Annotated in this window: 20 protein-coding genes and 1 pseudogene; 12 read left to right on the forward strand and 9 right to left on the reverse strand. The window is 73.5% G+C overall.

Features of this window, described 5'->3' with window-relative positions; all coding sequences use genetic code 11:
* Window positions 1-62 precede the first annotated feature (62 nt).
* A complete protein-coding gene (locus HB370_RS04725; protein WP_030784609.1) occupies window positions 63-1,490 on the reverse strand; it encodes an amidohydrolase family protein in 1,428 nt (475 codons plus the stop codon).
* 99 nt (window positions 1,491-1,589) lie between these two features.
* Window positions 1,590-3,152 (reverse strand): glycine betaine/L-proline transporter ProP, encoded by a 1,563-nt coding sequence (gene proP, locus HB370_RS04730; RefSeq protein ID WP_030784606.1) that lies wholly within the window; start codon window positions 3,150-3,152, stop codon window positions 1,590-1,592.
* A gap of 204 nt (window positions 3,153-3,356) precedes the next feature.
* On the opposite strand from proP, the gene HB370_RS04735 reads away from it, so the two are divergent.
* The 7 genes from HB370_RS04735 (at window position 3,357) to HB370_RS04765 (ending at window position 8,127) form a co-directional block, all read left to right on the forward strand.
* Window positions 3,357-3,536 carry a hypothetical protein gene (locus HB370_RS04735; protein ID WP_030784603.1) on the forward strand — a complete coding sequence of 60 codons (180 nt, stop codon included), beginning with the start codon at window positions 3,357-3,359 and terminating at the stop codon, window positions 3,534-3,536.
* A 104-nt stretch (window positions 3,537-3,640) separates the two neighbouring features.
* On the forward strand, window positions 3,641-4,126 hold the full coding sequence (locus tag HB370_RS04740; RefSeq protein WP_030784600.1) for a TrkA C-terminal domain-containing protein: 486 nt from the start codon (window positions 3,641-3,643) through the stop codon (window positions 4,124-4,126).
* A 6-nt stretch (window positions 4,127-4,132) separates the two neighbouring features.
* Entirely contained in the window at window positions 4,133-5,464 is a 1,332-nt protein-coding gene (locus HB370_RS04745; protein ID WP_078637560.1) for a cation:proton antiporter, read from the forward strand.
* A gap of 57 nt (window positions 5,465-5,521) precedes the next feature.
* Entirely contained in the window at window positions 5,522-6,145 is a 624-nt protein-coding gene (locus tag HB370_RS04750; protein WP_030784594.1) for a DedA family protein, read from the forward strand.
* Between the two features lie 83 nt (window positions 6,146-6,228).
* On the forward strand, window positions 6,229-6,402 hold the full coding sequence (locus tag HB370_RS04755; protein ID WP_078637559.1) for a CsbD family protein: 174 nt from the start codon (window positions 6,229-6,231) through the stop codon (window positions 6,400-6,402).
* A 241-nt stretch (window positions 6,403-6,643) separates the two neighbouring features.
* Entirely contained in the window at window positions 6,644-7,096 is a 453-nt protein-coding gene (locus tag HB370_RS04760; protein WP_030784591.1) for an ATP-binding protein, read from the forward strand.
* Between the two features lie 245 nt (window positions 7,097-7,341).
* Window positions 7,342-8,127: an HD domain-containing protein gene (locus HB370_RS04765; protein WP_030784587.1), complete on the forward strand. Its 786-nt coding sequence runs from the start codon at window positions 7,342-7,344 to the stop codon at window positions 8,125-8,127.
* Here HB370_RS04765 and HB370_RS04770 read toward each other — a convergent pair.
* A complete protein-coding gene (locus tag HB370_RS04770; protein WP_244405425.1) occupies window positions 8,061-8,480 on the reverse strand; it encodes a hypothetical protein in 420 nt (139 codons plus the stop codon). The two genes, HB370_RS04765 and HB370_RS04770, sit on opposite strands and share 67 nt — an antisense overlap.
* Before the next feature lie 519 nt (window positions 8,481-8,999).
* Between HB370_RS04770 and HB370_RS41720 the strand changes: the two are divergent.
* Window positions 9,000-9,291: pseudogene (locus HB370_RS41720) on the forward strand (hypothetical protein); the annotation flags it as partial.
* 158 nt (window positions 9,292-9,449) lie between these two features.
* Window positions 9,450-9,815 (forward strand): hypothetical protein, encoded by a 366-nt coding sequence (locus tag HB370_RS04780; RefSeq protein WP_030784582.1) that lies wholly within the window; start codon window positions 9,450-9,452, stop codon window positions 9,813-9,815.
* Between the two features lie 95 nt (window positions 9,816-9,910).
* Here the strand turns inward: HB370_RS04780 and HB370_RS04785 are convergent, their stop codons facing one another.
* The 3 genes from HB370_RS04785 to HB370_RS04795 form a co-directional block, all read right to left on the reverse strand.
* Window positions 9,911-10,942: an MASE1 domain-containing protein gene (locus tag HB370_RS04785; RefSeq protein WP_208974372.1), complete on the reverse strand. Its 1,032-nt coding sequence runs from the start codon at window positions 10,940-10,942 to the stop codon at window positions 9,911-9,913.
* 406 nt (window positions 10,943-11,348) lie between these two features.
* Window positions 11,349-12,179: a PP2C family protein-serine/threonine phosphatase gene (locus HB370_RS04790; protein WP_030784576.1), complete on the reverse strand. Its 831-nt coding sequence runs from the start codon at window positions 12,177-12,179 to the stop codon at window positions 11,349-11,351.
* Window positions 12,180-12,265: 86 nt separating this feature from the next.
* Window positions 12,266-12,586: a hypothetical protein gene (locus tag HB370_RS04795; protein ID WP_030784573.1), complete on the reverse strand. Its 321-nt coding sequence runs from the start codon at window positions 12,584-12,586 to the stop codon at window positions 12,266-12,268.
* Between the two features lie 331 nt (window positions 12,587-12,917).
* On the opposite strand from HB370_RS04795, the gene HB370_RS04800 reads away from it, so the two are divergent.
* From HB370_RS04800 to HB370_RS04810, 3 genes are all read left to right on the forward strand, one after another.
* Window positions 12,918-13,235, forward strand: coding sequence for a hypothetical protein (locus HB370_RS04800; protein WP_037701907.1), 318 nt, complete (start codon window positions 12,918-12,920; stop codon window positions 13,233-13,235).
* A gap of 418 nt (window positions 13,236-13,653) precedes the next feature.
* Window positions 13,654-14,808 (forward strand): Cmx/CmrA family chloramphenicol efflux MFS transporter, encoded by a 1,155-nt coding sequence (locus HB370_RS04805; RefSeq protein ID WP_063766427.1) that lies wholly within the window; start codon window positions 13,654-13,656, stop codon window positions 14,806-14,808.
* A 138-nt stretch (window positions 14,809-14,946) separates the two neighbouring features.
* Window positions 14,947-16,392, forward strand: a complete 1,446-nt coding sequence (locus tag HB370_RS04810; protein WP_030784564.1) for a glyceraldehyde-3-phosphate dehydrogenase — start codon at window positions 14,947-14,949, stop codon at window positions 16,390-16,392.
* 79 nt (window positions 16,393-16,471) lie between these two features.
* Here the strand turns inward: HB370_RS04810 and HB370_RS04815 are convergent, their stop codons facing one another.
* From HB370_RS04815 to HB370_RS04825, 3 genes are all read right to left on the reverse strand, one after another.
* A complete protein-coding gene (locus HB370_RS04815; protein WP_051815761.1) occupies window positions 16,472-18,406 on the reverse strand; it encodes a collagenase in 1,935 nt (644 codons plus the stop codon).
* Between the two features lie 230 nt (window positions 18,407-18,636).
* Window positions 18,637-19,998: an alkaline phosphatase PhoX gene (locus HB370_RS04820; protein ID WP_030784559.1), complete on the reverse strand. Its 1,362-nt coding sequence runs from the start codon at window positions 19,996-19,998 to the stop codon at window positions 18,637-18,639.
* Window positions 19,999-20,219: 221 nt separating this feature from the next.
* On the reverse strand, window positions 20,220-21,173 hold the full coding sequence (locus HB370_RS04825; protein WP_030784556.1) for a LysR family transcriptional regulator: 954 nt from the start codon (window positions 21,171-21,173) through the stop codon (window positions 20,220-20,222).
* Between the last annotated feature and the right edge of the window lie 552 nt (window positions 21,174-21,725).

The following is a 21,725-nucleotide window of genomic DNA, read 5'->3' on the forward strand; positions in this document are numbered from 1 at the left end:
CGGGCGAGTGCGCCCCACCAGGAGGGATGCCGTGCCGGGCGGGCGGCCCGGCCCCGACGGCCTCAGGCCCCGGCGCGGACGCGGGCCGCGGCACGTTCGGCCTCCCGCACCACCTCGGCCGTGTCGACGTCCACCAGTTTCCCGCGCACCTTCCGTGCCCGCCCGTCGACGTACACATGACTCACGTTGCCGGGCTGGCCGTTGAGCACGATCTGACCGAGCCGGTCGAAGCGGGGCGCGAAGTTGAGGGTGCCCGGGTCGAGCACGAGCACGTCGGCGCGCTTGCCGGGGGTGAGCGAGCCCACCTGGTCGGCCATGTGGAGGCATTCGGCCCCGCCCAGCGTCGCCATCCGCAGCACGGCCGGGATCGTCGGGTGCGTCTCGACACTCTGGTGCAGGGCGCGCTGCAGTCCGACGGCCGCCTTCATCACGCCGAACATGTCCGAGGTGTCGTTGGTGCCGCCGTCGTGGCCGAGTCCGGTCCGCACCCCGCGCCGCCCGAGCTCGGGGAGCCGGATGATGCCGGAGCCCAGCCGCATGTTGCTCAGCGGGCAGTGCGCCACCCGCACATCGGCCTCGGCCGTCTGTGCGATCTCGTCGTCGGTGAGGTGGATCGCGTGGTTCATCAGCAGGTCCGGTCCGAACGCGTCCGCGGCGCGCAGGGAGCGGATCGGCTCCTGCGCGCGGTCGCCGCGGTGCTCCAGCACATGCGAGTTGATCATCAGTCCCAGATCGCGGGCGACCTCGCGGGATCGGCGCAGCGGGTCGAGCCGGTCCATGCCGGCGTGCACGGCGACCTGGGCGGAGGCCAGCGGCAGCGGGTCGAGGAGTTCCTGCTTCACCCGCGGTACGAGGTCGAGGTCCGCGGTGTTGTGCGCCATCGCGTACACGAAACGCAGTCCCGTGTGGTCCAGCGCGCGGATGTACTGCTCGCTGGTGTCGAACGGGATGGGGTGCACCCAGTCGACGACGGTGGTCACCCCGGCCTGGAGGGCGTCGAGCGCGGCGAGCCGTACGAACCGGTACATGTCCTGCGGGCCGATCTTCGGCAGGGTGGCGCGGTTGCAGTCGGCCAGCCAGCCGTACAGGTCCTGGGTGTGACAGCCGCCGCGGATGCTGGACTGCCACAGGTGGTTGTGGAGGTCCACGAAGCCCGGCAGCACCAGCATGCCCGAGACGTCCACCACGCGGGCGCCGGCCGGTGCGGGCAGCCGCCGCCCCACCCCGGCGATCCGTCCGTCGCGCATCAGGACATCGGCGCGCTCCAGCGTGCCGAGGTCGCCCGCGCCGAGGGCGGGGTCCATGGTGAGGACGAGTTCGGCCCCCTGGAGCAGGGTGGTGGGCGCGGGCCCGGCGGCCGGGTCGGGGCGGGGGGCCGCGGTGGTCACGGGGGTCGCGCCCGCCGCCAGGGGGACGGCGCCGATGCCGGCCAGGACCGTCCGGCGGCGCGGTGGCCGGGGAGTCGTGGGGGAGCTCGTGGTGGGGGTCATTGCGGTGTTGTACCGCGGGTAACAGGGACACCGCACGACCAATTCCAGTCAACGGAACCACTTTTCCGTATAGCGGATATACGAGCCCGCGCGGGCCCGTCAGCTCCGGCGCGCCTTCTCCTGTTCCCGCGCGAAGGCGTACAGCTCCTTGGAGGTGGCGATGAGTTCGCGCCGCTCCTCCCGCGAACCGACCATCGGCTGCGAGCCCTTGAGCGGTACCTGGGCGCTCTCCGGCAGGAACCGCACGGTGAGCAGGCCGATGGCGCCGGCCAGCATCAGGTAGTAGGCGGGCATGAGGTCGTCGCCGCTCAGCTCGACCAGCGCGGCGGTGACCAGCGGGGTGGTGCCGCCGAACGCGGCGACCGCGAAGTTGAAGCCGATACCCATGGCCGCGTAGCGCACGGCGGTCGGGAACAGCGCGGGCAGGGTGGCGGCGCTGGGCGCGGCGAAGCAGGCCAGCAGCGTGGCCAGGATCAGCACCCCGGCGATCGGCGGCCAGGTGCCGTCCGCCTTGATCAGCAGGAAGGACGGCACGGCGAGCACGATCATCGCGGCGGCGCCGACGGCGTAGAGCGGCCGCCGGCCCACCCGGTCGCTGAGCCGGCCGAGGAAGGTGATCAGGATGACGATCCACACCATACCGACGAGCACCAGCAGGTCGGCGGAGCCGCTGGAACGGTGCAGGGTCTCGGTCTGATAGGTCGGCAGATAGCCGGTGACCATGTAGTTGGTGACGTTGTAGAGCAGCACCAGGCCCATGCAGACGAGCAGGGCCCGCCAGTGATTGCGGACGATGTCCTTGAACTCGCTGCCGGCCGACTCCTGCGCCAGGGCCTTCTCGTGTTCGTCCAGCTGCTGCTGGAAGGCCGGGGACTCCTCCAGTTTCATCCGCATGTAGAGACCGATCACCCCGAGCGGTCCGGCGACGAGGAACGGCACGCGCCAGCCCCAGGACAGCATCTGGTCGTCGGTCAGGGCCAGGTTCAGCGCGGTGACCAGGGCCGAGCCGAGGGCGTACCCGGCGAAGGTGCCGAAGTCGAGCCAGCTGGAGAGGAAGCCGCGCCGGCGGTCAGGGGAGTACTCGGCGACGAAGGTGGTGGCCCCGCCGTACTCGCCGCCGGTGGAGAAGCCCTGGACCATGCGGGCCAGCAGGAGCAGCACGGGCGCGGCGATGCCGAGGGTGGCGTAACCGGGGATGAGGCCGATGGCGAAGGTGCCCGCGGCCATCATGATCATGGTGGTGGCGAGCACCTTCTGGCGGCCGATCCGGTCACCGAGCGGCCCGAAGACCAGTCCGCCGAGGGGGCGTACGACGAAGGCGGCGGCGAAGGTCGCGAACGAGGAGATGACCTGCGCGGCCGGGGAGGCGCCAGGGAAGAACACCTTGCCGATGGTGGCGGCGAGGTAGCTGTAGACGCCGAAGTCGAACCACTCCATGCAGTTGCCGAGCGCGGAGGCGCCGACCGCGCGCCGCAGCAGCGGCGGCTCGACCACCTGGACGTCGTCGGCGCGGAAGGCCCGCCGGTTGCGGCGCAGCCTGCGGCTCAGCTCCTCGCGGACCTGGTGCGGCAGCCGGGCCACGGCCCTCGGCACCCGCGCCCCGCTCCGCGCGCTCCCCTCCCCGCCAAGCGTGGACTCCCCGCCGGACCTCTCACCGCTCATCAGCGCCTCCTTCCGCTCGCCGTCTTGATCACCGCCTGCCCCTCTCGCCGGGCCGGAAACGGAAGCGTTCCCCCCGGTCCCGGCGGCGGGGAATATGAGGCACGCCACAGACGTAAGGAAAAAGTAGGACATAATGGAGGTCACCGGACGACGTTGTCAGCCCGACCTTCGCGCGACCCGCGACCCCAAGGAGCCGTTCACCGCATGGCGCACGGAGCCCACCGCACCCCCCTTCTGCCGCCCCGCCCCGACCTGGCCCTCGCCCGTGACTGCGAGCAGTGCCTCGGCTGGGGCACCGTCGTCACCCGCGACGGACACCACGAGCTGTGCCACACCTGCCAGCCGGGCCCCGCCGAGGGAGCGGCCCGCACCCCCTGCTCCTAGCCTCGCCCCAGCCCCCCTCGCCCTGCCCGGAAGGATCACCTTCCGGATAGGCTCGGGTAACGGTTTCCCCAAGAAACATTCAAGGCCGAGGCAGGGGGGCTGCCATGAGCACCGCACGCACCAGCAGGACACCGTTGCCGGGCATCGGCGTCCGGTACGACCTGACGACCCGCGACCACCGCCATCTGTCGGTGGTCGCCCACCGGGACGGTTCGCGCACCCTGAGCGCCTACCGGAACGACGACCCCGACGCCTGCGCGCTGTCGGTCCGGCTCACCGGGCAGGAGGCGGAGGCTCTGGTGGACGTCCTGAAGCCGACCCACCACAGCCCCACCCTGCTGTCCACCACGGAACTGGGCCTGGTGGCCGAACGGATCGAGCTGTCCGGGACCTCCCACTGGAACGGACGGCTGCTCGGCGACACCCGGATGCGCACGGAGACCGGCGTGTCGATCGTGGCAGTCCTGCGCCGCGCCGAGGCGATCCCCTCCCCCGGCCCCGGCTTCCGGCTGGCCGGCGGAGACACGCTGATCGTCATCGGCACCCGCGAGGGCGTGGACGCCGCCGCCGCGATACTCGGCCGGGAGTGAGCGCCGATGCATTCCTCCGCGGTCTTCCTGATCGAGTTCGGCGCGATCATCCTCGGCCTCGGGCTGCTCGGCCGGCTCGCCGCCCGCCTGCGGTTCTCGCCCATCCCGCTGTATCTGCTGGCCGGGCTGGCCTTCGGCGAGGGCGGGCTGCTGCCGCTCGGCACCAGCGAGGAGTTCGTGGCCATCGGCGCCGAGATCGGTGTCGTCCTGCTGCTGCTGATGCTCGGCCTCGAATACACGGCAGGCGACCTGGTCTCCAACCTGAAGACCCAGTACCCGGCCGGAATCGTCGACGCCACCCTCAACGCCCTGCCCGGCGCCGCCATGGCCCTGCTGCTGGGCTGGGGCCCGATCGCCGCCGTCGTCCTGGCCGGCATCACCTGGATCTCCTCCTCCGGCGTCATCGCCAAGGTCCTCGGCGACCTGGGCCGGATCGGCAACCGGGAGACCCCGGTGATCCTCAGCATCCTGGTGCTGGAGGACCTGTCCATGGCGGTCTATCTGCCCGTCGTCACCGCCCTGCTGGCCGGGACCGGCATCGCCGCGGGCAGCGTCACGCTGGCCATCGCGCTCGGTGTGGCGAGCGTGGTGCTGCTGGTGGCCGTGCGCTACGGCCGGCACATCTCCCGCTTCGTCTCCACCGACGACCCCGAGAAGCTGCTGCTGGTGGTGCTCGGCCTGACCCTGGTGGTGGCCGGGGTCGCCCAGCAGCTCCAGGTCTCGGCGGCGGTCGGCGCGTTCCTGGTGGGCATCGCCCTGTCCGGCGAGGTCGCCGAGGGCGCGCACAACCTGCTGGCACCGCTGCGGGACCTGTTCGCGGCGGTGTTCTTCGTCTTCTTCGGCCTGCACACCGATCCGGCGAGCATTCCGCCGGTGCTGCTGCCCGCGCTCGCCCTGGCCGCCGTCACCACCCTCACCAAGATCGCCACCGGCTGGTGGGCGGCCCGCCGCGCGGGCATCTCCGGGCGGGGCCGCTGGCGGGCCGGCGGCACCCTGGTGGCCCGCGGCGAGTTCTCCATCGTCATCGCGGGACTCGCCGTCACCTCCGGCATCGACTCCGACCTCGGCCCGCTGGCCACCGCCTATGTGCTGATCCTGGTCGTCCTCGGCCCGCTCACCGCCCGGTACACCGAGCCGCTCGCCCTCCGGCTGACCGGCAGCCGGGGCCGCACGCACCCGGCACGGGAGCCGGAGGCCGGGCCCGGAGCCCAGCCCGGGGCCGAGGCAGGGGCCGGGACAGGGTCCGAGGACAAGGCCGAGCCCGGGACGGACGCCCAGGCCGGGGGCGGCCCGGAGCCCGTCGCCCCGGACCAGGAGACACCGGTGAGCCGGCCCTGAGCACCACCGGTCAGCCGGTCCTGAGCGCCGTCGCGGCGCCGACGTACGGTGGAAAGCATGTCGTCACCTCCCCTCCCGGGACCGCTGGCCCACCTCGAACCGCTGCTCGGCCACTACGGCTACTGGGCCGTCGGGGCCGTGGTCTTCGTGGAGGACTTCGGGGTCCCCGCGCCCGGCGAGACGATCCTCCTCGCGGCGGGCGTGTACGCGGGCGCGGGGCGGCTGAACGTGGTGGCCGTGGCACTCATCGCGTTCGCCGCGGCCGTCGCCGGGGACAACGTCGGCTACCTGATCGGCCGGGCCGGCGGACGGGCCTTCGTACACCGGTGGGGCCGGTACGTCTTCCTCACCCCGAAGCGGTTCGAGGCCGCCGAGGGATTCTTCACCCGGCACGGCGGCAAGATCGTGACCGTGGCCCGGTTCGTGGAGGGTCTGCGCCAGGCCAACGGCATCATCGCGGGCACGACCGGCATGCACTGGCGCCGCTTCCTCGCCTTCAACGCCCTCGGCGCCGCCCTGTGGGTCGGCCTGTGGACCACCCTGGCGTATCTGGCCGGCGGCCACATCACCGCGATCTACGACGAGATCCGGCGCTACCAGCTGTACGTCGTCCTCGCCGTCGCCGTCGTGATCGCGGGGTTCGTCGTACGCCACCTCGTGCGGCGGCGCCGCGCCCGCTGATCCGCCGGCGGGTTTGGACGTCCGCGCAGCGGCAATCCGGAGGGGGACCACAGACCGCGTCCGACGTTGGGAAGTGACACACGATGGCCGGCAACCAGAAGGCGAAGGCCAAGGCGGAGCAGGCCAAGGGCAAGGCCAAGGAGGCCCTGGGCCGCGCCGTGGGCAACGAGCGCATGGAGGCCGAGGGCCGCGCACAGGGCGCCAAGGGAGACGCCCGGCAGACCAAGGAGAAGGCGAAGGACGTCTTCAAGCACTGAGAAGACGGCTCCGACCAGCGAGGTGTGTGCCGGTCCGGCACCGAACGGGCCCGGGAGTTCCAGCGCGAGCGGAAATCCCGGGCCCGTTCACGCGCACCGGACCGGAGCGTTCCTGTCCATCCGGGGGATTCCTCGCAAACGTCCCCTTGACCCGCCGCCCAGCGGGTAGCCGAGCAGGGACGGCACGGCACCCCTGTGCACAGGAAGAGCCCCTGACCCCAGAGGAAAAGGGCAACGAGGTATGGACATCCCGCTCAGGACCCACGCGACGACCACGCGGGACCGCCCGGCGGTCCTGCGGTACAGCCGCACCTGGGACGCCGGCGTCTCCAGCATCGCCGAGGCCAGAGACGCCGTCGCCGACCTGCTCGCGCAGGCGCGGCCGGCCCTCGAACGGCGTTCGGTGCAGGATGCCCAGCTGGTCGTCAGCGAACTCGTCACCAACGCGGCCAAGCACGCGCCCGGCCCCTGCGCGCTGGGCCTGGAGCTGCTGCCGGGCGCGCGGGCGCTGCGCGTCATCGTCACGGACACCTCCCGGGAGCCGCCACGCAGGCGTCCCCCCGACCCTCGCCGGGTCGGCGGCCACGGCCTCCACTTGGTGGCCATGCTCGCCGGCGACCTGGAGGTGACCTGGCCGGCCCACGGCAAGCGGGTCACGGTGACCGTACCGCTGATACCGCGAGCGACCGGCTGACCGACGGCGCCCGGCGACCGCGGTCACCGCCCCCACGCGCGGCAGCCGCCCCGGCCCGCGGAGGACCCGGCGTACACGGTCGTCCCGCGGCGGGAACGCCTGTGGAGACGCTCGCGTCGCACCCTTGACGGGGCTGAGCCGGTGCTGGCGGAATTCCGTGACTGTCTGTCACTTTCGCCGCTGTCGGCCCGGACCGGCCGTTCCTAGGCTCACGGTGACCAGTCGCCCGTGAGAGGAACGCGCAGATGACCGAGGCACACACCGACGAACGTGACGTCACCCGGCGCACGCTGCTCCAGCGGGGGGCCGGTGCCGCCGCGGCCGGCGCGGCGCTCGCGTTCGCCGGTCCGCCCGCCGCCGCCCACGCCCGGCCGGGCCCGGCCGCGGACCCGCTGCCCGCGACGGTGGCCGGGGTCCGCATCCCCGACAGCGCGGTGGCCCGGCACACGGTGGCCTTCGCACGCGAGGTCAGCTCCCCGTCGCTCTTCAACCACGTGCTGCGCAGCTATGTCTTCGGTGCGCTGGTGCTCGACCGGCAGGGGGCGCGGTACGACCGGGAGCTGGCGTTCGTCGCCGCCGTGCTGCACGACCTCGGGCTGGTGGAGGCGTTCCAGACCCCGGCCGAGCGCTTCGAGGTCGACGGCGCCGACGCCGCGCGCCGCTTCCTGCACCGGCTGCGCGTGCCCGCCGGGCGGCTGGACGTGGTCTGGGACGCGATCGCCCTGCACACCAGCGCGGGCATCGCCGCCCGCAAGAGGCCGGAGATCGCCCTGGTCTCCGTGGGCTCCGCGCTCGACTTCACCGGGAACGGACTGGAGAACATCCCGTCCGACGCGCTGACGGAGGTGCTCGGCGCTTTCCCCCGGCTGGAATTCAAGAAGGTCGCGCTGGAGACGATCCTGTCGCTGTGCCGCACCAAGCCCATGGGCGAGCTGATGCACCCCTTCGCCGAGGTCGGCCGCCGTCACCTCCCCGGTTTCGCGGTGCCCACCGTGGAGGACCTGCTGGTGAACGCGCCGTTCGCGCAATGAGCGTCCCCGGGGCCCGGCTCCGCGGCCAGGGCCTCGCGTTCCTCCCGGTTGACCCACGCCCAGGTGACCGCCGCCGCGGTGACGCCGACCGGCAGCATGCCGGTGATCATGGCGAGGCCCGCCGCCGGCCGCCCCGCGGCGACCACGCCGACGGCGGGCAGGTCCGGCAGCGGTGCCGCGAGGAACAGGTACAGGCACCGGCCGGCGTCGTCCAGCCGGTGCCGGGTGCGGGCCAGCACCGGCAGCCAGAACGGCACGGCCGCCGCGAGCAGCGGGGGCTGGGTGACCAGGGCCCCGCCCGGCGGCCGCAGGGTGCCGAGGTCGCCGAGGACCGCCCAGGCGTGCGTGAGCACCAGCAGGGTCGTTGGCCGCCTGGCCGGTGGCGAACATGTGGGCGAACGGCGTCATGACCAGGTAGGTCGTCCCGGAGCCGTGGAGGGTGAAGACCTGGTCGCACAGGTGCGGGCCGAGGAAGGCCTCCTCGGGCGGGCGAGCCGGCCGCGCATCAGCAGCGCGAGGAGCCGTTCGGAACGCTCGGCGGCGGCCGGGGGCGGGTGCCCCGGTGGCGCGGGAGCGTTCAGGCGAGCAGGCCGAGGACGGCGAGGAACACGGCGCCGGCGATGGCCGCCTCCACCGTGAACACCGTTCCGAAGATATGACGCTGCCTCACGGCGCCACCCTCTTCGCCCCGCCGCCCCTGACCGTCATCCGATCGCTCCCGTCACTCACCCGGGACCGTGACCAACCGGACATTACGGGCAGCTCGTCCGGTCCGGGTGCCGACACACCGGGAGCGGCCCGGCCCCCGCGACCGGGATGCCGTACGCGCGGGGCGGCGGGACAATCGAGGCATCCGAGCGGGAGGAGCAGCCGTGGGCGTACGCGCCCAGATCGCCTCCTGGCCGGTCTACCGCCGGCTCACCGGCACCGATCCGCTGGGCCGGGGGCCGGGGCCGAAAGCGCGGCGAGCGCCCGGCTGACGTCCCGGTGGCCACGGCCGACCGGGTGGTGAAGTCCGTCCGCCCGTACCGCTCGGTGGGCTGCGGCCAGAACGTGTACGTCGAGGACGGCCGGGTCACCCAGATCGAGGGCGACCCCGACTCCCCCGGCCGGCTGTGCCCCACGGGCGCGGCCAGCCTCCAGCTGACCACCGGGGACGCCCGCGAGCGGCACGTCCGCTACCGGACATGGCGCCCTGTCCCTCCCGGTCCGGCCCGGTGCCCGTGCGGGTCCGGCCCATCGTCCCCCGCCGCCCGCGCGGCACCGTCCGGCACCCCGGGACGCACGTTGGCGGTGGCCGCCGCCCGGGTACTCGGCGCCGCATGAACGCACGCGAACACGAGCACGAGCACCAGAACGACCGCGACCGGCGGAGCGAGGACGCGACGGCGGCCGCGCGGCGGCGGCGCGAGGAGGAACGGGAGCGGGCCGGTGCCGAGCCGTTCGACTACCCGTACCCGGAGCGCCGGGCCGGGGTCCGGGCGCGGCGCCACATCAGCGAGGCGCAGGCCGCCGCGGACACCCCGCCGGGCATCCCCGGGGGCTACGGCACGACGGGCGGCGGTCAGGCAGGCGCGACCGGCGCCGCCCATCCGCCGGTCCCCGAGCGCCGTACCGCCTCGGACCGGACCCCGGCCGCCGAGCCCGGCAGCGACGACGAGGGACCGACGAACCGCTCGGAGCGCTGAGTCCTCGGCGCGGGCGGACCGGCCCGGGGGTCAGCCGTCGTCGTGGCCGGGCCCGGACGGGCCGGTCATGGGATGCGCTGGAGCGGTCGCCGGTGTCATGGGATGCCGGACGCACCGGAGCGGTCGCCAGGGTCGTCGGGGGCGCCGGGGTGCGGGCGGGGCCGGGGTGGCGGGGCCTCGCCCGCGGTGAGATGTTCGAGGACCTCGACCAGCTCCTGGCATGCCTTCTCCACCGAGTCGCGAGTGTTGCGCTGCTCGATGATCACGGCGGACAGCAGCAGCGCGGTCAGGGCGGTGGCGCCGTTGAACGCCTGGAGTTTCAGCATCACCTCGATCCGGTCGAGCCCGGCGAACGCGCCGACGCCGTCGGTCGCGGCGGCGGTGGCCACCACGGAGGTCAGCAGCGCGCAGAGCACGCTTCCCACCAGCTGGAAGCGCAGCGCGGCCCAGATGACGACCGGGTAGACGAGGAAGAGCGTGCTGATGGGGCTGTAGGCGGCCAGCGGCACCAGCAGGCAGGCGACGACGGCCAGCGCGGTCGCCTCCCGCCAGCGGTCAAGGGGCAGTGGCAGGCGCGCGCGGTGCAGCGCCAGCAGCAGCGGGGTGACGATGAGGACGCCCATCGCGTCACCCACCCACCAGGCGAGCCAGACGGGCCAGAAGCTGTGGCCGGGCAGGCCGTCCGTGAGGACGAGGAAGCCGGCTCCGACGGTCGCGCTGATCAGCATGGCCGCCAGCGCGGCCAGGAACACCAGGGCGAGGCCGTCGCGCAACCGGCTGAGGTCGGTGCGGAAGCCGGCCCGGCGCAGCAGGAGCGCCGCGCACAGGGGCGCCGCGGTGTTGCCGGACAGGACCCCGAGGACCTCGACGCCGGGCGTGGTCAGGGACAGCACGGCGAGGAAGGCACCGAGCGTGATGCCGGGCCAGCAGCGCAGGCCGAAGATCAGCAGGGCGGCGACGGCGACGCCGGTGGGCGGCCAGATGGGGGTGACGACGGCACCCTCGACGGTCAGCTCGCGCAGCAGGCCGAGCCGGGCCGCGGCGTAGTAGCAGACGGCGACGGCGACCACCCGGACGACAAGGCCGCCCGGACGGCGCAGCTCCTCGATACCCACCACAGCAGCCATCTCACACCGGCGGACGCGGGTCGGCGAGGCGAGCCACGCTCTCGTCCGGCCCTATGGCTGAACACCGGCCACCACGGTCCCCGGCCGACCGGACGCCGGGCCGCCGAGCGGACGGGCCACTGCACACACCGGCCACACCGGAGCCCGCCGCCGCGAAACCCGGCCGTCCCGACGTCCGGCCGCCGAAGAAGCCGGCCACCGGACACCGGCCACGCCGGGCACCCCGCTGCTGGACACCGGCCGCGACCGACGTCCCGCCGCCGCGAAGCCGGTCGGCTGACGCCCGGCCGCCAAGGGACCCGGCCACCTGGACACCGGCCACGCCGAAATCCCGTCGTCCGGTCGCCCCACCACCACCGGCACCCGCCCGGCTCTTCCGGCCGCCACGGGAGCGGGCCGGGGGCGGTCAGGCCAGGGTGGAGGGGCCGTCGAGGCCCACGACCAGGACGGCGGCGTCGTCCTCGTGTCCGACGCTCTCCGCGCCCTTGATCACGGCCGCCGCGAGCGCGTGGGCCTCCAGACCGGCGACGGCGGCGATGCCCGCGAGCCGGACCACCTGGTCCAGGCCGTCCTCGATGTTCAGCGAGGGCCCCTCCACGACACCGTCGGTGAGCAGCACGAACACTCCGCCGGTGGTGAGCCGGTGCCGGGTGACCGGGAACTCGACGCCCCGCTCGATGCCGAGCGGTGGTCCGCCCTCGTCGTCGACCACCCCGGACTTCCCGTCGGCCGTGGCCCACACGAACGGGATGTGTCCGGCCCGTGCGCTCTCCAGCACCCCGGTGGCCGGGTCGAGCCGCATGAAGGTGCAGGTCGCGAACAGTTCGCTGCCGAGGGAGAGCAGCAGGTCGTTGGTGCGGGCCAGCAGCTCGCCCGGCTCCCCGGTGACCGACGCGAGCGCCCGCAGTCCGGCCCTGACCTGGCCCATGAAGGCCGCGGCCTCGATGTTGTGCCCCTGTACGTCGCCGATGGACAGCCCTATCCGGCCGTCGGGCATGGTGAAGGCGTCGTACCAGTCGCCGCCCACGTTGAGGCCCAGGTTGGCGGGGGTGTACCGCACCGCGACATGGACGCCGGGGGCGTCGGGCAGGTCCCGGGGGAGCATGCCCCGCTGGAGGGCGACGGCCAGCTCGACCTGGGTCCGCTGGAGCTGAGCGCGGCGGCGCGCCTGGGCGGTGAGCGAACCGAGTCGGGCGAGCAACTCGTCGCCTTCGTCCGTGGAGCGCTTGCGGGGCATCGATCACTTCCGGCGGGGCGGTGACTCTCGACGGGCCGGTAACCCGAATTTTCAGCAAACGCCTAGATTTTACCTATTTAGGATGATCAGCGGATCTCCGAGTCGATGCCGGTGACCACGGCGGGGCCGAGCGGTGCGCTGCGCTCGTCGAGTCCCGCGTCCCGCAGCGCGTCGCCGGCGAGCCTGCGGGCCGCCTCCTCGGCGTGCGGGCGGGTGTCCGCGTCGACGGTCAGGCGCAGGGTGAAGGTGTTGTCGTCGTTGACGCTGAGCACGTCCAGGTCCTCCGCGCTGCCCATGCGGGTGCCGTGCGGATCGGCGGGCCGGAGCGCCCTGGCCAGCCGGGTACGGGTGTCGGCCTCGATCCCGGCGGTGAAGGTGCCGGGGACGCTGATCACGTAGGTCGTCATGAGACGGTCCTTTCCTCGGGCGTCCCCCCGTCTACCCCGTTTCCGGGGCTTCGCACGGCCCCGGCGGGGCAACGCACCCGACCGGTCTGCGGGCCGTTGTCCCCGCGGGCCGCCCGCCGTCACTCGAACGGTGGACCTGCCCGTGTCGGCTCCGGGGGCGGCCCGGGCCGGGGTGGGAGATTACGGAGGCGGCCCGGTCCGCGCTCCCCGCCTCCCGGTCGCGCTCGCCGTCTTCCGTTGTCGTCTGCCGTCTTCCCGTCGTCTTCCGTCGTCTTCAGCCGTCTCCCGATTTCAGCCGTCTCCCGATCCCGAAGTACCCGAAGGACATCCCATGCGTCTGTATCGTCGTCCGCTCGCCGCCGTGCTCGGCGGTCTCGTCCTCGCCCTGACCGCCACGGGCTCCGCGCTCGCCGTCGGCGGCACGTTCGCCTGGACCGGTCCCGAGGGCAAGACGTACAGCATCCAGAACCCGCCGGACAACAAGTGCTTCGACATGGCCCAGGAGGCGCGCGGGGCCCGCAACGCGACGAAGAAGACGCTCGTCGTCTACACCCAGAAGCGGTGCAAGGGAACGGCGACGCGGCTCGCCGCCGGCAAGTCGGCACCCAGCGGCGCCCGCTTCGCCAGCGTCATCTTCAATCCGCGCTGACCCGCACCACCCCGCACCGGGGTCGTACGTAGCTCCGCACACCCAGGCGCGCCGCCGTGGAAAACCCGGTGGCGCGCGCCCGGGTCCGCGCGTTAGCCTGCGGGACATGTCCAGCCCCGAGGCATCCAGACACTAGCCACCGGCCGTCCGGTGGCTTTTCGTCGTTCGCAGGCCACCACCGGGCTGCCGTCCTTTGGGTTCCGGACCGGCACGCACCTCTTTTTTCTTCTTGTGCCTCCTCACTCGTCCGTGTGACGCGTCGCCCCCGCGCGGGCGGCGGTGCCGGCCGGGACCGCACGCGATGCCCCGCGCGCTCGGCCTTTCCCCCGCTGTCCGTTCCAGGACCGCACCGACCGGTCGTGACCGTCGCGGGTCCGCGTGCTCGCTTCCCGTACGCGACACGGTGTGTGGAGTCCTGATGCCTTTCGCTCTCTATCTGCTCGGACTGGCGGTCTTCGCCCAGGGCACGTCCGAGTTCATGCTGGCCGGCCTGGTGCCGGACATCGCCCGCGACCTCGGGGTCTCGGTGCCCACGGCGGGCACGCTCACGTCCGCCTTCGCCGTCGGCATGGTCGTGGGCGCGCCGGCCGCGGCGCTGCTCGGCCGGCGCCGGCCGAGCCGGCAGTCGCTGCTGGTGTTCCTCGGGGTTTTCCTGGCCGCCCATGTCGTAGGGGCGCTCACCTCCGACTTCTCCGTCCTGCTCGCGACCCGGGTGGTCGCGGCCCTGGCCAACGCCGGTTTCCTCGCCGTCGGTCTGACGGCGGCGACCGGCATGGTCGCGCCGGACGCCAAGGGCCGGGCCACCGCCGTCCTGCTCGGCGGCACCACGCTCGCCTGTGTGGCGGGGGTGCCCGCCGGCGCCGCCCTGGGCCAACTTCTGGGCTGGCGCTCGGCGTTCTGGGCCGTTGCCCTGGTGTCCGCCCCGGCGCTGGTGGCGATCGCCCGGTCGGTGCCGCGCGGCCCGGCGGCCGGCGGACCCGTCCCGGGCGCGGGGACGGAGCTGCGGGCGCTGCGCCGTCCCCGGCTGCTGTGGGTGCTCGGCCTCGCCGCGCTCGTCAACGGCGCCACGTTCTGCACGTTCACCTACCTGGCGCCGCTGGTGACGGAGGTGTGCGGACTCGGGGCCGGCTGGGTGCCGGGGGTGCTGGCGCTGTTCGGCGCGGGGGCGTTCGCCGGGGTGACGGCGGCGGGCCGGCTGGCGGACCGGGGCGTCCGGCCGGTACTGCCCCTCGCCGGCGTCGCCCTGCTCGCCGGGTGGGCCGCGCTCGCGCTGGCCGCCGGGCGGCCCGGCGTGGCCGTCGCCCTGGTGCCGGTCCTCGGCCTGCTGGCCTTCGGGGTCGGCTCCACGCTGGTCACACGGGTGCTGTACGAGGCGGCCGACGCGCCTTTTCTGGGTGGCGCGTTCGCGACGTCGGCGCTGAACGTGGGCGCCGCGCTCGGCCCGGTCCTCGGCGGTTTCGCGCTCGACGGCGGGCTCGGTCACCGCTCCCCGGTGTGGGTCAGCGCGCTGCTGGTCTCCGTCGCGGGCCTGGTCGCCCGCTGCCGGCCTCGGCGGCCGGAACAGCGCGTCTGACGCCGGGTGCCGGCGCCCGGCGTCAGACGGGCCGCGACGCGGGCGCCGGCACCCGGCGCGGTGACCTGCGGGGGGCTATAAACCCGCCACAGCCATGTGGTTATCATATGAGCGCTGCCTAGCTCGAAAGATGGATCTGTGACTGTCAACGACGACTCGTTCACCAACTGGAAGATCCGCGAAGAGATCGCGGAGTCGATGATCCCGCTCATCGGGAAGCTGCACCGCGAGCGGGACGTGACCGTCCTGCTGCACAGCCGCTCCCTGGTGAACAAGTCGGTGGTCAGCATCCTGAAGACCCACCGCTTCGCCCGGCAGATCGCCGGCGCCGAGCTGTCGGTCACCGAGACCATGCCGTTCCTGCAGGCCCTCACCGCCCTCGACCTCGGGCCGTCCCAGATCGACCTCGGCATGCTGGCCACCATGTACAAGGCCGACGAACGCGGCCTGAGCGTCGAGGAGTTCACCGCCGAGGCGGTGGCCGGCGCCACCGGCGCCAACAAGATCGAGCGCCGCGAGCCGCGCGATGTCGTCCTCTACGGCTTCGGCCGCATCGGCCGCCTCGTCGCCCGGCTGCTGATCGAGAAGGCCGGCTCGGGCAACGGCCTCAGGCTGCGCGCCATCGTCGTGCGCGGCGGCGGCGCCCAGGACATCGTCAAGCGCGCCTCGCTGCTGCGCCGCGACTCCATCCACGGCCAGTTCCAGGGCACGATCACCGTGGACGAGGAGAACGGCACGATCGTCGCCAACGGCAACGCCATCAAGGTGATCTACGCCGACGACCCGACGTCCGTGGACTACACCGAGTACGGCATCCGGGACGCCATCCTCATCGACAACACCGGCAAGTGGCGCGACCGCGAGGGCCTGTCCCGGCATCTGCGCCCCGGCATCGAGAAGGTCGTGCTGACCGCCCCGGGCAAGGGCGATGTGCCGAACATCGTGCACGGCGTCAACCACGACACGGTCAAGCCGGAGGAGCGGATCCTGTCCTGCGCCTCCTGCACCACCAACGCCATCGTGCCGCCACTGAAGGCCATGGACGACGAGTACGGGGTGCTGCGCGGCCATGTGGAGACCGTCCACTCGTTCACCAACGACCAGAACCTGCTGGACAATTACCACAAGTCCGACCGCCGTGGCCGCTCCGCGGCGCTGAACATGGTCATCACCGAGACCGGTGCCGCCTCCGCCGTCGCCAAGGCCCTGCCCGACCTGAAGGCGAAGATCAGCGGCAGCTCGATCCGTGTCCCGGTGCCGGACGTCTCGATCGCGATCCTCAACCTCCAGCTGGCCCGCGAGACCACCCGCGAGGAGGTCCACGACTACCTGCGCGAGGTGTCGCTGACCTCGCCACTCAAGCGCCAGATCGACTTCATCACGGCTCCCGACGCGGTCTCCAGCGACTTCATCGGCTCCCGCCACGCCTCCATCGTGGACGCCGGTGCCCTCAAGGTCGACGGTGACAACGCGATCCTCTACCTGTGGTACGACAACGAGTTCGGCTACTCCTGCCAGGTCGTCCGTGTCGTCCAGCACGTCTCGGGCGTGGAGTACCCGACGTACCCGGCGACGGCGGTCTGATCCGCCCGGCCTTGCACAGGTGTGCGGCCGCCGACCGGGCTCTGCGGTCGGCGGCCGTTCCTTGTGGGCGGGTGTGCGGTCAGGCCGGGGCCGGCTTGCCGCACGCGCCCGCGGCGCACGCCGTCAGCCACCGGTCGAAGTCGGCGTCGTATCGGGTGCCGATGCCGTCGTGGTAGACGGCGTACCCGCCGGCGTAGTCACCGGTGCGGAAGCGGGCGAGCATGCGCCGGACGTCGTCGGGGTGCCGCTCGACCATGTAGCGCGCGGCGAGGTGGCCCCACGCGTAGGTGCGGGTCACATCGCTGTTGTCGTAGGTGCTTTCGAACAGCGTGCTCAGCCGGTACGTGTGCCGGCCGGCCTCCTGGACCGCCTGGTCGTCGGTGCGGCCGCGGTAGCCGTAGGAGACGTACTCGGCGATGCCCTCGATCCACCACACGTCCGGCACCGACACCTGCCGGGCGAAGTCGCCCTTCATGTCGTCGCGGGCGTCCAGGAAGTGCGTGTACTCGTGGTTCAGGTTCCAGATCCGGGCCGGGAAACCGTCGTCGGAGGCCTTCTGGTACATGATCGACACGGGCTGATTGGCGGGGTCCGACGGATCGCCGCCCAGGGTCATGCCGCCGTTGTCGGTGCTGATGCCGTACATGGCGCCGGCGTAGGTCTGGTAGTCGGACCGGCCGGCGAACACCACCAGGCGCAGGGTGGAGGCGTACTGGCCGGGGATCGGCCCGTCGGACCCCACGGCCGAGCGGAAGTAGGCGTCCTGGCCGAGCACGCTCGCGCAGGCGGCGTCGAGGTCGGCGGCCGTCATCGCCTGGGCGCGGACGGTGATGTTCGCGTCGCAGTGGTGGGTGACCGGCAGGACGGCCTTGTCGAGCTTCCCCGGCAGGTCGCAGACGCCGTAGTACCCGCAGTGCGCGCCGTCGTAGGCGGCGGCCTGGGTGGCGACGGCCACCCACAGCGCGGCCGTCGGCCCGGTCATCGCGGTCCGGTTCAGCAGGTCGCCGGCCAAGGGCTGTACGACACCGCGCAGTTCGGGGTGTTCGACGTAACGGGCCAGGTTCATCCCGGCGTTGGAGTCCAGGAAGGCCAGGGCGGTGCCGAGCCGGTCGGTGTGGGCCAGCGCGAAGTCGTAGAGGGTGTCGACGATGCGCGGGTCGGCCTGCACCGCCCGCACATAGGCCGGGTTCCAGTTGCCGCGCCACAGCGGGGTGTGGACGTCGTTGACGGCCCTGACCATGCTGTCGACGGCGTCGTAGGAGCTGTCGTAGTCGGTCAGCAGCCGCCGGTAGACATACAGATAGCGGTCCTGCTGGTCGGCGCTGTCGGTGAGGGTCACGGCCTCGCCCAGGATGCCGCCGTTGGCCTCCGTGACGTCCCGCGAGTGGGGTCGGGCGAAGAAGGCGTCCAGGCCACCGGTGACGGCGGCGGTGAGCCGGGAGGTGTACGTGCCCACGTCCTGTGCGTGGTTGAACTGCACGTAGTAACCGGCGCGCAGGAAGAGGACCAGTTGCAGCAGGCCGCCGGAGTTGTCGCCCTGGTACTGCCCGGCCGTGCCGGTGAACGCGTTCGCCACGGTCAGCATCTGGGCCTGCCGGAAGACGGCGCGCGCGTCGCCGCCGGAGAGGGCGAAGAGGCTGTTGACGCAGTCCGGGGTCGCGGCCTTCACCTGCGCGACGAGGGCGGAACCGGTACGGCTCCCGAAGTCGGCCGGGGCGCAGGAGCCGGCCTTCGCCGTGCGCGGGGCCGACCGGGTGGACGTCGGCTGCCGCGGCGGGAGTTGGGCCGGGTCGAGCCGGCTGGGCCGGACCGCGGGCCGTTCGGTGGCGGCGGTGGACGCGGCGGCCGGCGACGGCGCGGGAAGGTGCGTGCGGGGGGCGGCGACCGGCCGGTGTGCCGCCTGCGCGGGCGCGGCCGGCACACCGGCGAGGGCGACGCAGACGGCGACGGCACCGGCGATGCGGCCCGCGGCGCCTCTGGGCACGCGGGCGGGCAGCGCGAAGCGATGGCGCATCGGGGTTTCCTCCACGAAGTGGCGTGCCTCTGTGGGGTGTCGAGGCGTGTGAGGCACTGTCTCAGCGCGCACCGGGACCAACAATGGCGTGTGACATAGCACATGACACCGTCTGCCCATAACACCGCTGTAGGCGCGGCGAGTCGAGGGGGGCGTGTGTCCCGCGTGCCGGACCGGGGGTGTGCGCCCTCCGCCCGGCCCGGCACGATCGGGCCCTCAGCCGCCCGTTCTCACCACGGGCCGGTCACGGCGAACGTGGTGCCGGGGGTGTAGCAGTTGACGTACATCGTCGCTCCGTCGGGGGCGAAGGTGACCCCGGCGAACTCGCCCCACTCCGGCTGCCGGTCCGTCCCGATGTTCTGCCGGCCCCGGGCCAGCGCGTACACCTCGCCCCGGCGGGTCAGCCCGAAGACGTGCTGGGCGCCGTTGCCGTCCTCGCAGACCATCAGGCCGCCGCCGGGCGCGAGGCAGATGTTGTCCGGGGACTCGCCGGGCAGCCGTATGTCGGTGTCCGGGCCGAACACGACGGCCAGGGTCAGCCGGCGGTGCGCCGGGTCGTAGCGCCAGACCTGGCCGTAGTGGTCGGCCGCGGAACCGTCGGCGCCGCGCGCGAAGGACGACACGAAGTACACGCTGCCGCCGCCCCAGTAGCAGCCCTCCAGCTTCTGCGCGTGGGTGATGCCGCCGGGGCCGTAGTCCTGGAACCTGGTCGGCGTGGCGGCGGCCAGCGGGTCGGGTACGTCCACCCACTCGATGCCGTCGAAGCGCGCCCCGGTCTCCCGGATCTCCGACAGGTCCGCCACGCCGGGCACCCGCATCGCCTGGAGCCGGCCGCCGGCGCGCAGTGAACCGACGCCGCCCAGCGGCCGGTTCGGCAGGAAGCGGTAGAACAGGCCGAACGGCTTCTGGAAGGCGTCCTCCGTCTCGTAGAGGACGCCGTCGCGCGGGTCGATCGCCACCGCCTCGTGCTGGAAACGGCCGAGCGCGGTCAGCGGCACGGCGCCGGTGCGGTGCGGGTCGGTGGGGTGCACCTCGAAGACGAAGCCGTGGTCCTTGGTGTAGCCGTTGGTGCCGGCTTTGTCCTCGGTTTCCTCGCAGGTCAGCCAGGTGCCCCAGGGGGTCCGGCCGCCCGCGCAGTTGACGGCGGTACCGGCGATGGCGACCCGCTCGGAGAGCACCCGCCGGTGCCGGTCGAGCGTCAGGGCCGTACAGCCGCCCTTGCCCGCCGGGTCGTAGGTGAGGCCGCCGACGGTCGGTACCGGGATCTGCGCGGTCGCCCGGTTCTCGTGGTTGCGGACGAGGTGCGTACGGCCCGCTCTGCCGGCGAAGGCGGCCATGCCGTCGTGGTGGGAGGGCACCGGGCCCTCTCCGGAGCGGAGCGGGTCGCCCTCGCGGGACAGCACGGTGTAGCGGAAACCTTTCGGCAGATCGAGCAGGCCGTTCGGATCGGGGATGAGCGGGCCATAGCCGGTGTGGCCCAGGCCCTGCGCGGCGGCCGTACCCGCGAAGACCTCGGACAGGGCCCCGGTGAAGGCGATGCCCGCTCCCAGGGCGCTCGCTGCGGACAGGACCTGACGGCGTGTTGCAGACATACGGCGGTGACCTTCCTGCTGGCGGACAGGAACCGTGACCCCGCCGTGTCTACCACCTGGTGCGGGCCACGTGAACCACGCGCGGCGCATGGGTCCCGCCGTTCGGGGGACCGCCGGTTCTCCCGCGGCCGGGACAAAAGCGCGTCCGGGATTCCGGTGGCCGGGCGCGGCAGGGTGACCGGTGCGGGGTTCCGGTGGCCGGGTGCGCCGGCGTGGGGTGCCTACGTCCCGGCGGCGCTCCAGGTGCGGGAGGCCCAGGTGCGCAGGTGCGGGGCCTGGGCGACGAGATCGCGGTAGGCGTCCGTGGCGGAGCCGACCATGGTCTCCACTACGTCGTCGAGGACGGTGTCCGGCCGCCAGGCCAGCACATAGCGGCACCACAGCGGCGAGCCCACCAGCGGCTTGACCACGACGTGCGGGATCGGCCGCAGCGTCGGCTGCACCATGGACACCCCGAGACCGTCGGCGATCATGCTCTGCAGCTGCGTCTGGTCGCCGAGCCACTCGTGCACGGTCCGCGGGGTGAACCCGGCCGCCGCGCAGGCGTCGTAGAACACCCCCGGCCACCCGGCGCCGTCGTCCGGGGTCACGAACCAGGCGTCCTCGGCGAGGTCGGCGAGCTGCACCTGGGGGCTCTGCCGCAGCCGGTGCCGGGCGGGCAGGGCGACGAAGGTGGGCTCGGTGACGATCCCGCGGTGCCGTACGGCGGCCGAGTGCCGTAGCTCCATGCCCGGGTAGTCGGCGGCGATGGCGGCGTCCACCGCGCCGTCCTCCAGCAGCTCCACGATCCGCGAGGACGCGTAGACGCTGGTGACGGCCAGGGTCAGTTCGGGCAGCCGGGCGCGGACCCGGGAGACCGTACCGGACAGCATCGGCGAGTTGGTCGCGGCCACCCGCAGGGTGCGGCGGGGGCGGGCGGCGGCCGGGCGGTGCCCGATCGCGGCGGCCCGCGCGAGCACGTCCCGGGCCTGCTCGACGACCTCGGCGCCGTACCGGGTCGGCCGGACCCCGCCCGGCCCGCGCTCGAACAGCGGCTCGCCCAGGTGCCGTTCGATGCGCCGGAGCTGGGTGCTCACGGCGGGCTGCGAGTAGCCCAGCTGGGCGGCGGCCCGGCCCACGCTGCCCGCGTCGGCGATCGCGCACAGCACCCGCAGGTGCCGCAGCTCCAGCTCCATCGGTCCACTCCCCCGTTCGTCCCTGCGGCCGGCCCGGCGGTGGGGTCCCGTGCGCGCCCGGCGCCGAGACCGGCGTACCGCCCGGTGGCCCGGCCCGCGCGTCCCTGGGCCCGTGCCCGCTCCCGGCCGCGCGCACGGCCCGTTCCGCACCGCCGGGACCGGCTCCCGCGACGACCCACGACGACCCGCGGCGACCGGCGGACCGAAGCGTTCCACGCTCTCCCGCGCGGCACAAGTCGCGCGTCCGCCGAGGTGGGGACGGTATCGAGCGGGCACCGCCCTGCCGGTGGGGCGGAGGCCGGACGGGGCGCCGAATCCCGGCGGACGGAGGTATCGGCGGCCGTGGTCCCGGACTTCGGCCGGACCCGGCCGGGGCGGGTGCGCAGGGGCCCCGGCCGGGGACCGGCCCCCGGACCACGACCGGCGGCGTGCCTGCCGTCCGCCTCGCGCGAAGCGTCACCCGCGCGGACCGAGCGGTCACGGGCGCGGCCTGTTCGTCACCGCTCTCCGCCGTCCCCCGGCACGCGTGCGCACGGTGCGACCGCGCGGCCG

The organism is Streptomyces sp. DSM 40868 (genome assembly GCF_011820545.1).
Taxonomy (GTDB): domain Bacteria; phylum Actinomycetota; class Actinomycetes; order Streptomycetales; family Streptomycetaceae; genus Streptomyces; species Streptomyces eurythermus.

Coding starts and splice junctions, on each gene's coding strand:
- HB370_RS04725 (WP_030784609.1), bottom strand. CDS start 1,490: ATGACCCCCACCACGAGCTCCCCCACGACTCCCCGGCCACCGCGCCGC.
- proP (WP_030784606.1), bottom strand. CDS start 3,152: ATGAGCGGTGAGAGGTCCGGCGGGGAGTCCACGCTTGGCGGGGAGGGG.
- HB370_RS04735 (WP_030784603.1), top strand. CDS start 3,357: ATGGCGCACGGAGCCCACCGCACCCCCCTTCTGCCGCCCCGCCCCGAC.
- HB370_RS04740 (WP_030784600.1), top strand. CDS start 3,641: ATGAGCACCGCACGCACCAGCAGGACACCGTTGCCGGGCATCGGCGTC.
- HB370_RS04745 (WP_078637560.1), top strand. CDS start 4,133: ATGCATTCCTCCGCGGTCTTCCTGATCGAGTTCGGCGCGATCATCCTC.
- HB370_RS04750 (WP_030784594.1), top strand. CDS start 5,522: ATGTCGTCACCTCCCCTCCCGGGACCGCTGGCCCACCTCGAACCGCTG.
- HB370_RS04755 (WP_078637559.1), top strand. CDS start 6,229: ATGGCCGGCAACCAGAAGGCGAAGGCCAAGGCGGAGCAGGCCAAGGGC.
- HB370_RS04760 (WP_030784591.1), top strand. CDS start 6,644: ATGGACATCCCGCTCAGGACCCACGCGACGACCACGCGGGACCGCCCG.
- HB370_RS04765 (WP_030784587.1), top strand. CDS start 7,342: ATGACCGAGGCACACACCGACGAACGTGACGTCACCCGGCGCACGCTG.
- HB370_RS04780 (WP_030784582.1), top strand. CDS start 9,450: ATGAACGCACGCGAACACGAGCACGAGCACCAGAACGACCGCGACCGG.
- HB370_RS04785 (WP_208974372.1), bottom strand. CDS start 10,942: ATGGCTGCTGTGGTGGGTATCGAGGAGCTGCGCCGTCCGGGCGGCCTT.
- HB370_RS04790 (WP_030784576.1), bottom strand. CDS start 12,179: ATGCCCCGCAAGCGCTCCACGGACGAAGGCGACGAGTTGCTCGCCCGA.
- HB370_RS04795 (WP_030784573.1), bottom strand. CDS start 12,586: ATGACGACCTACGTGATCAGCGTCCCCGGCACCTTCACCGCCGGGATC.
- HB370_RS04800 (WP_037701907.1), top strand. CDS start 12,918: ATGCGTCTGTATCGTCGTCCGCTCGCCGCCGTGCTCGGCGGTCTCGTC.
- HB370_RS04805 (WP_063766427.1), top strand. CDS start 13,654: ATGCCTTTCGCTCTCTATCTGCTCGGACTGGCGGTCTTCGCCCAGGGC.
- HB370_RS04815 (WP_051815761.1), bottom strand. CDS start 18,406: ATGCGCCATCGCTTCGCGCTGCCCGCCCGCGTGCCCAGAGGCGCCGCG.
- HB370_RS04820 (WP_030784559.1), bottom strand. CDS start 19,998: ATGTCTGCAACACGCCGTCAGGTCCTGTCCGCAGCGAGCGCCCTGGGA.
- HB370_RS04825 (WP_030784556.1), bottom strand. CDS start 21,173: ATGGAGCTGGAGCTGCGGCACCTGCGGGTGCTGTGCGCGATCGCCGAC.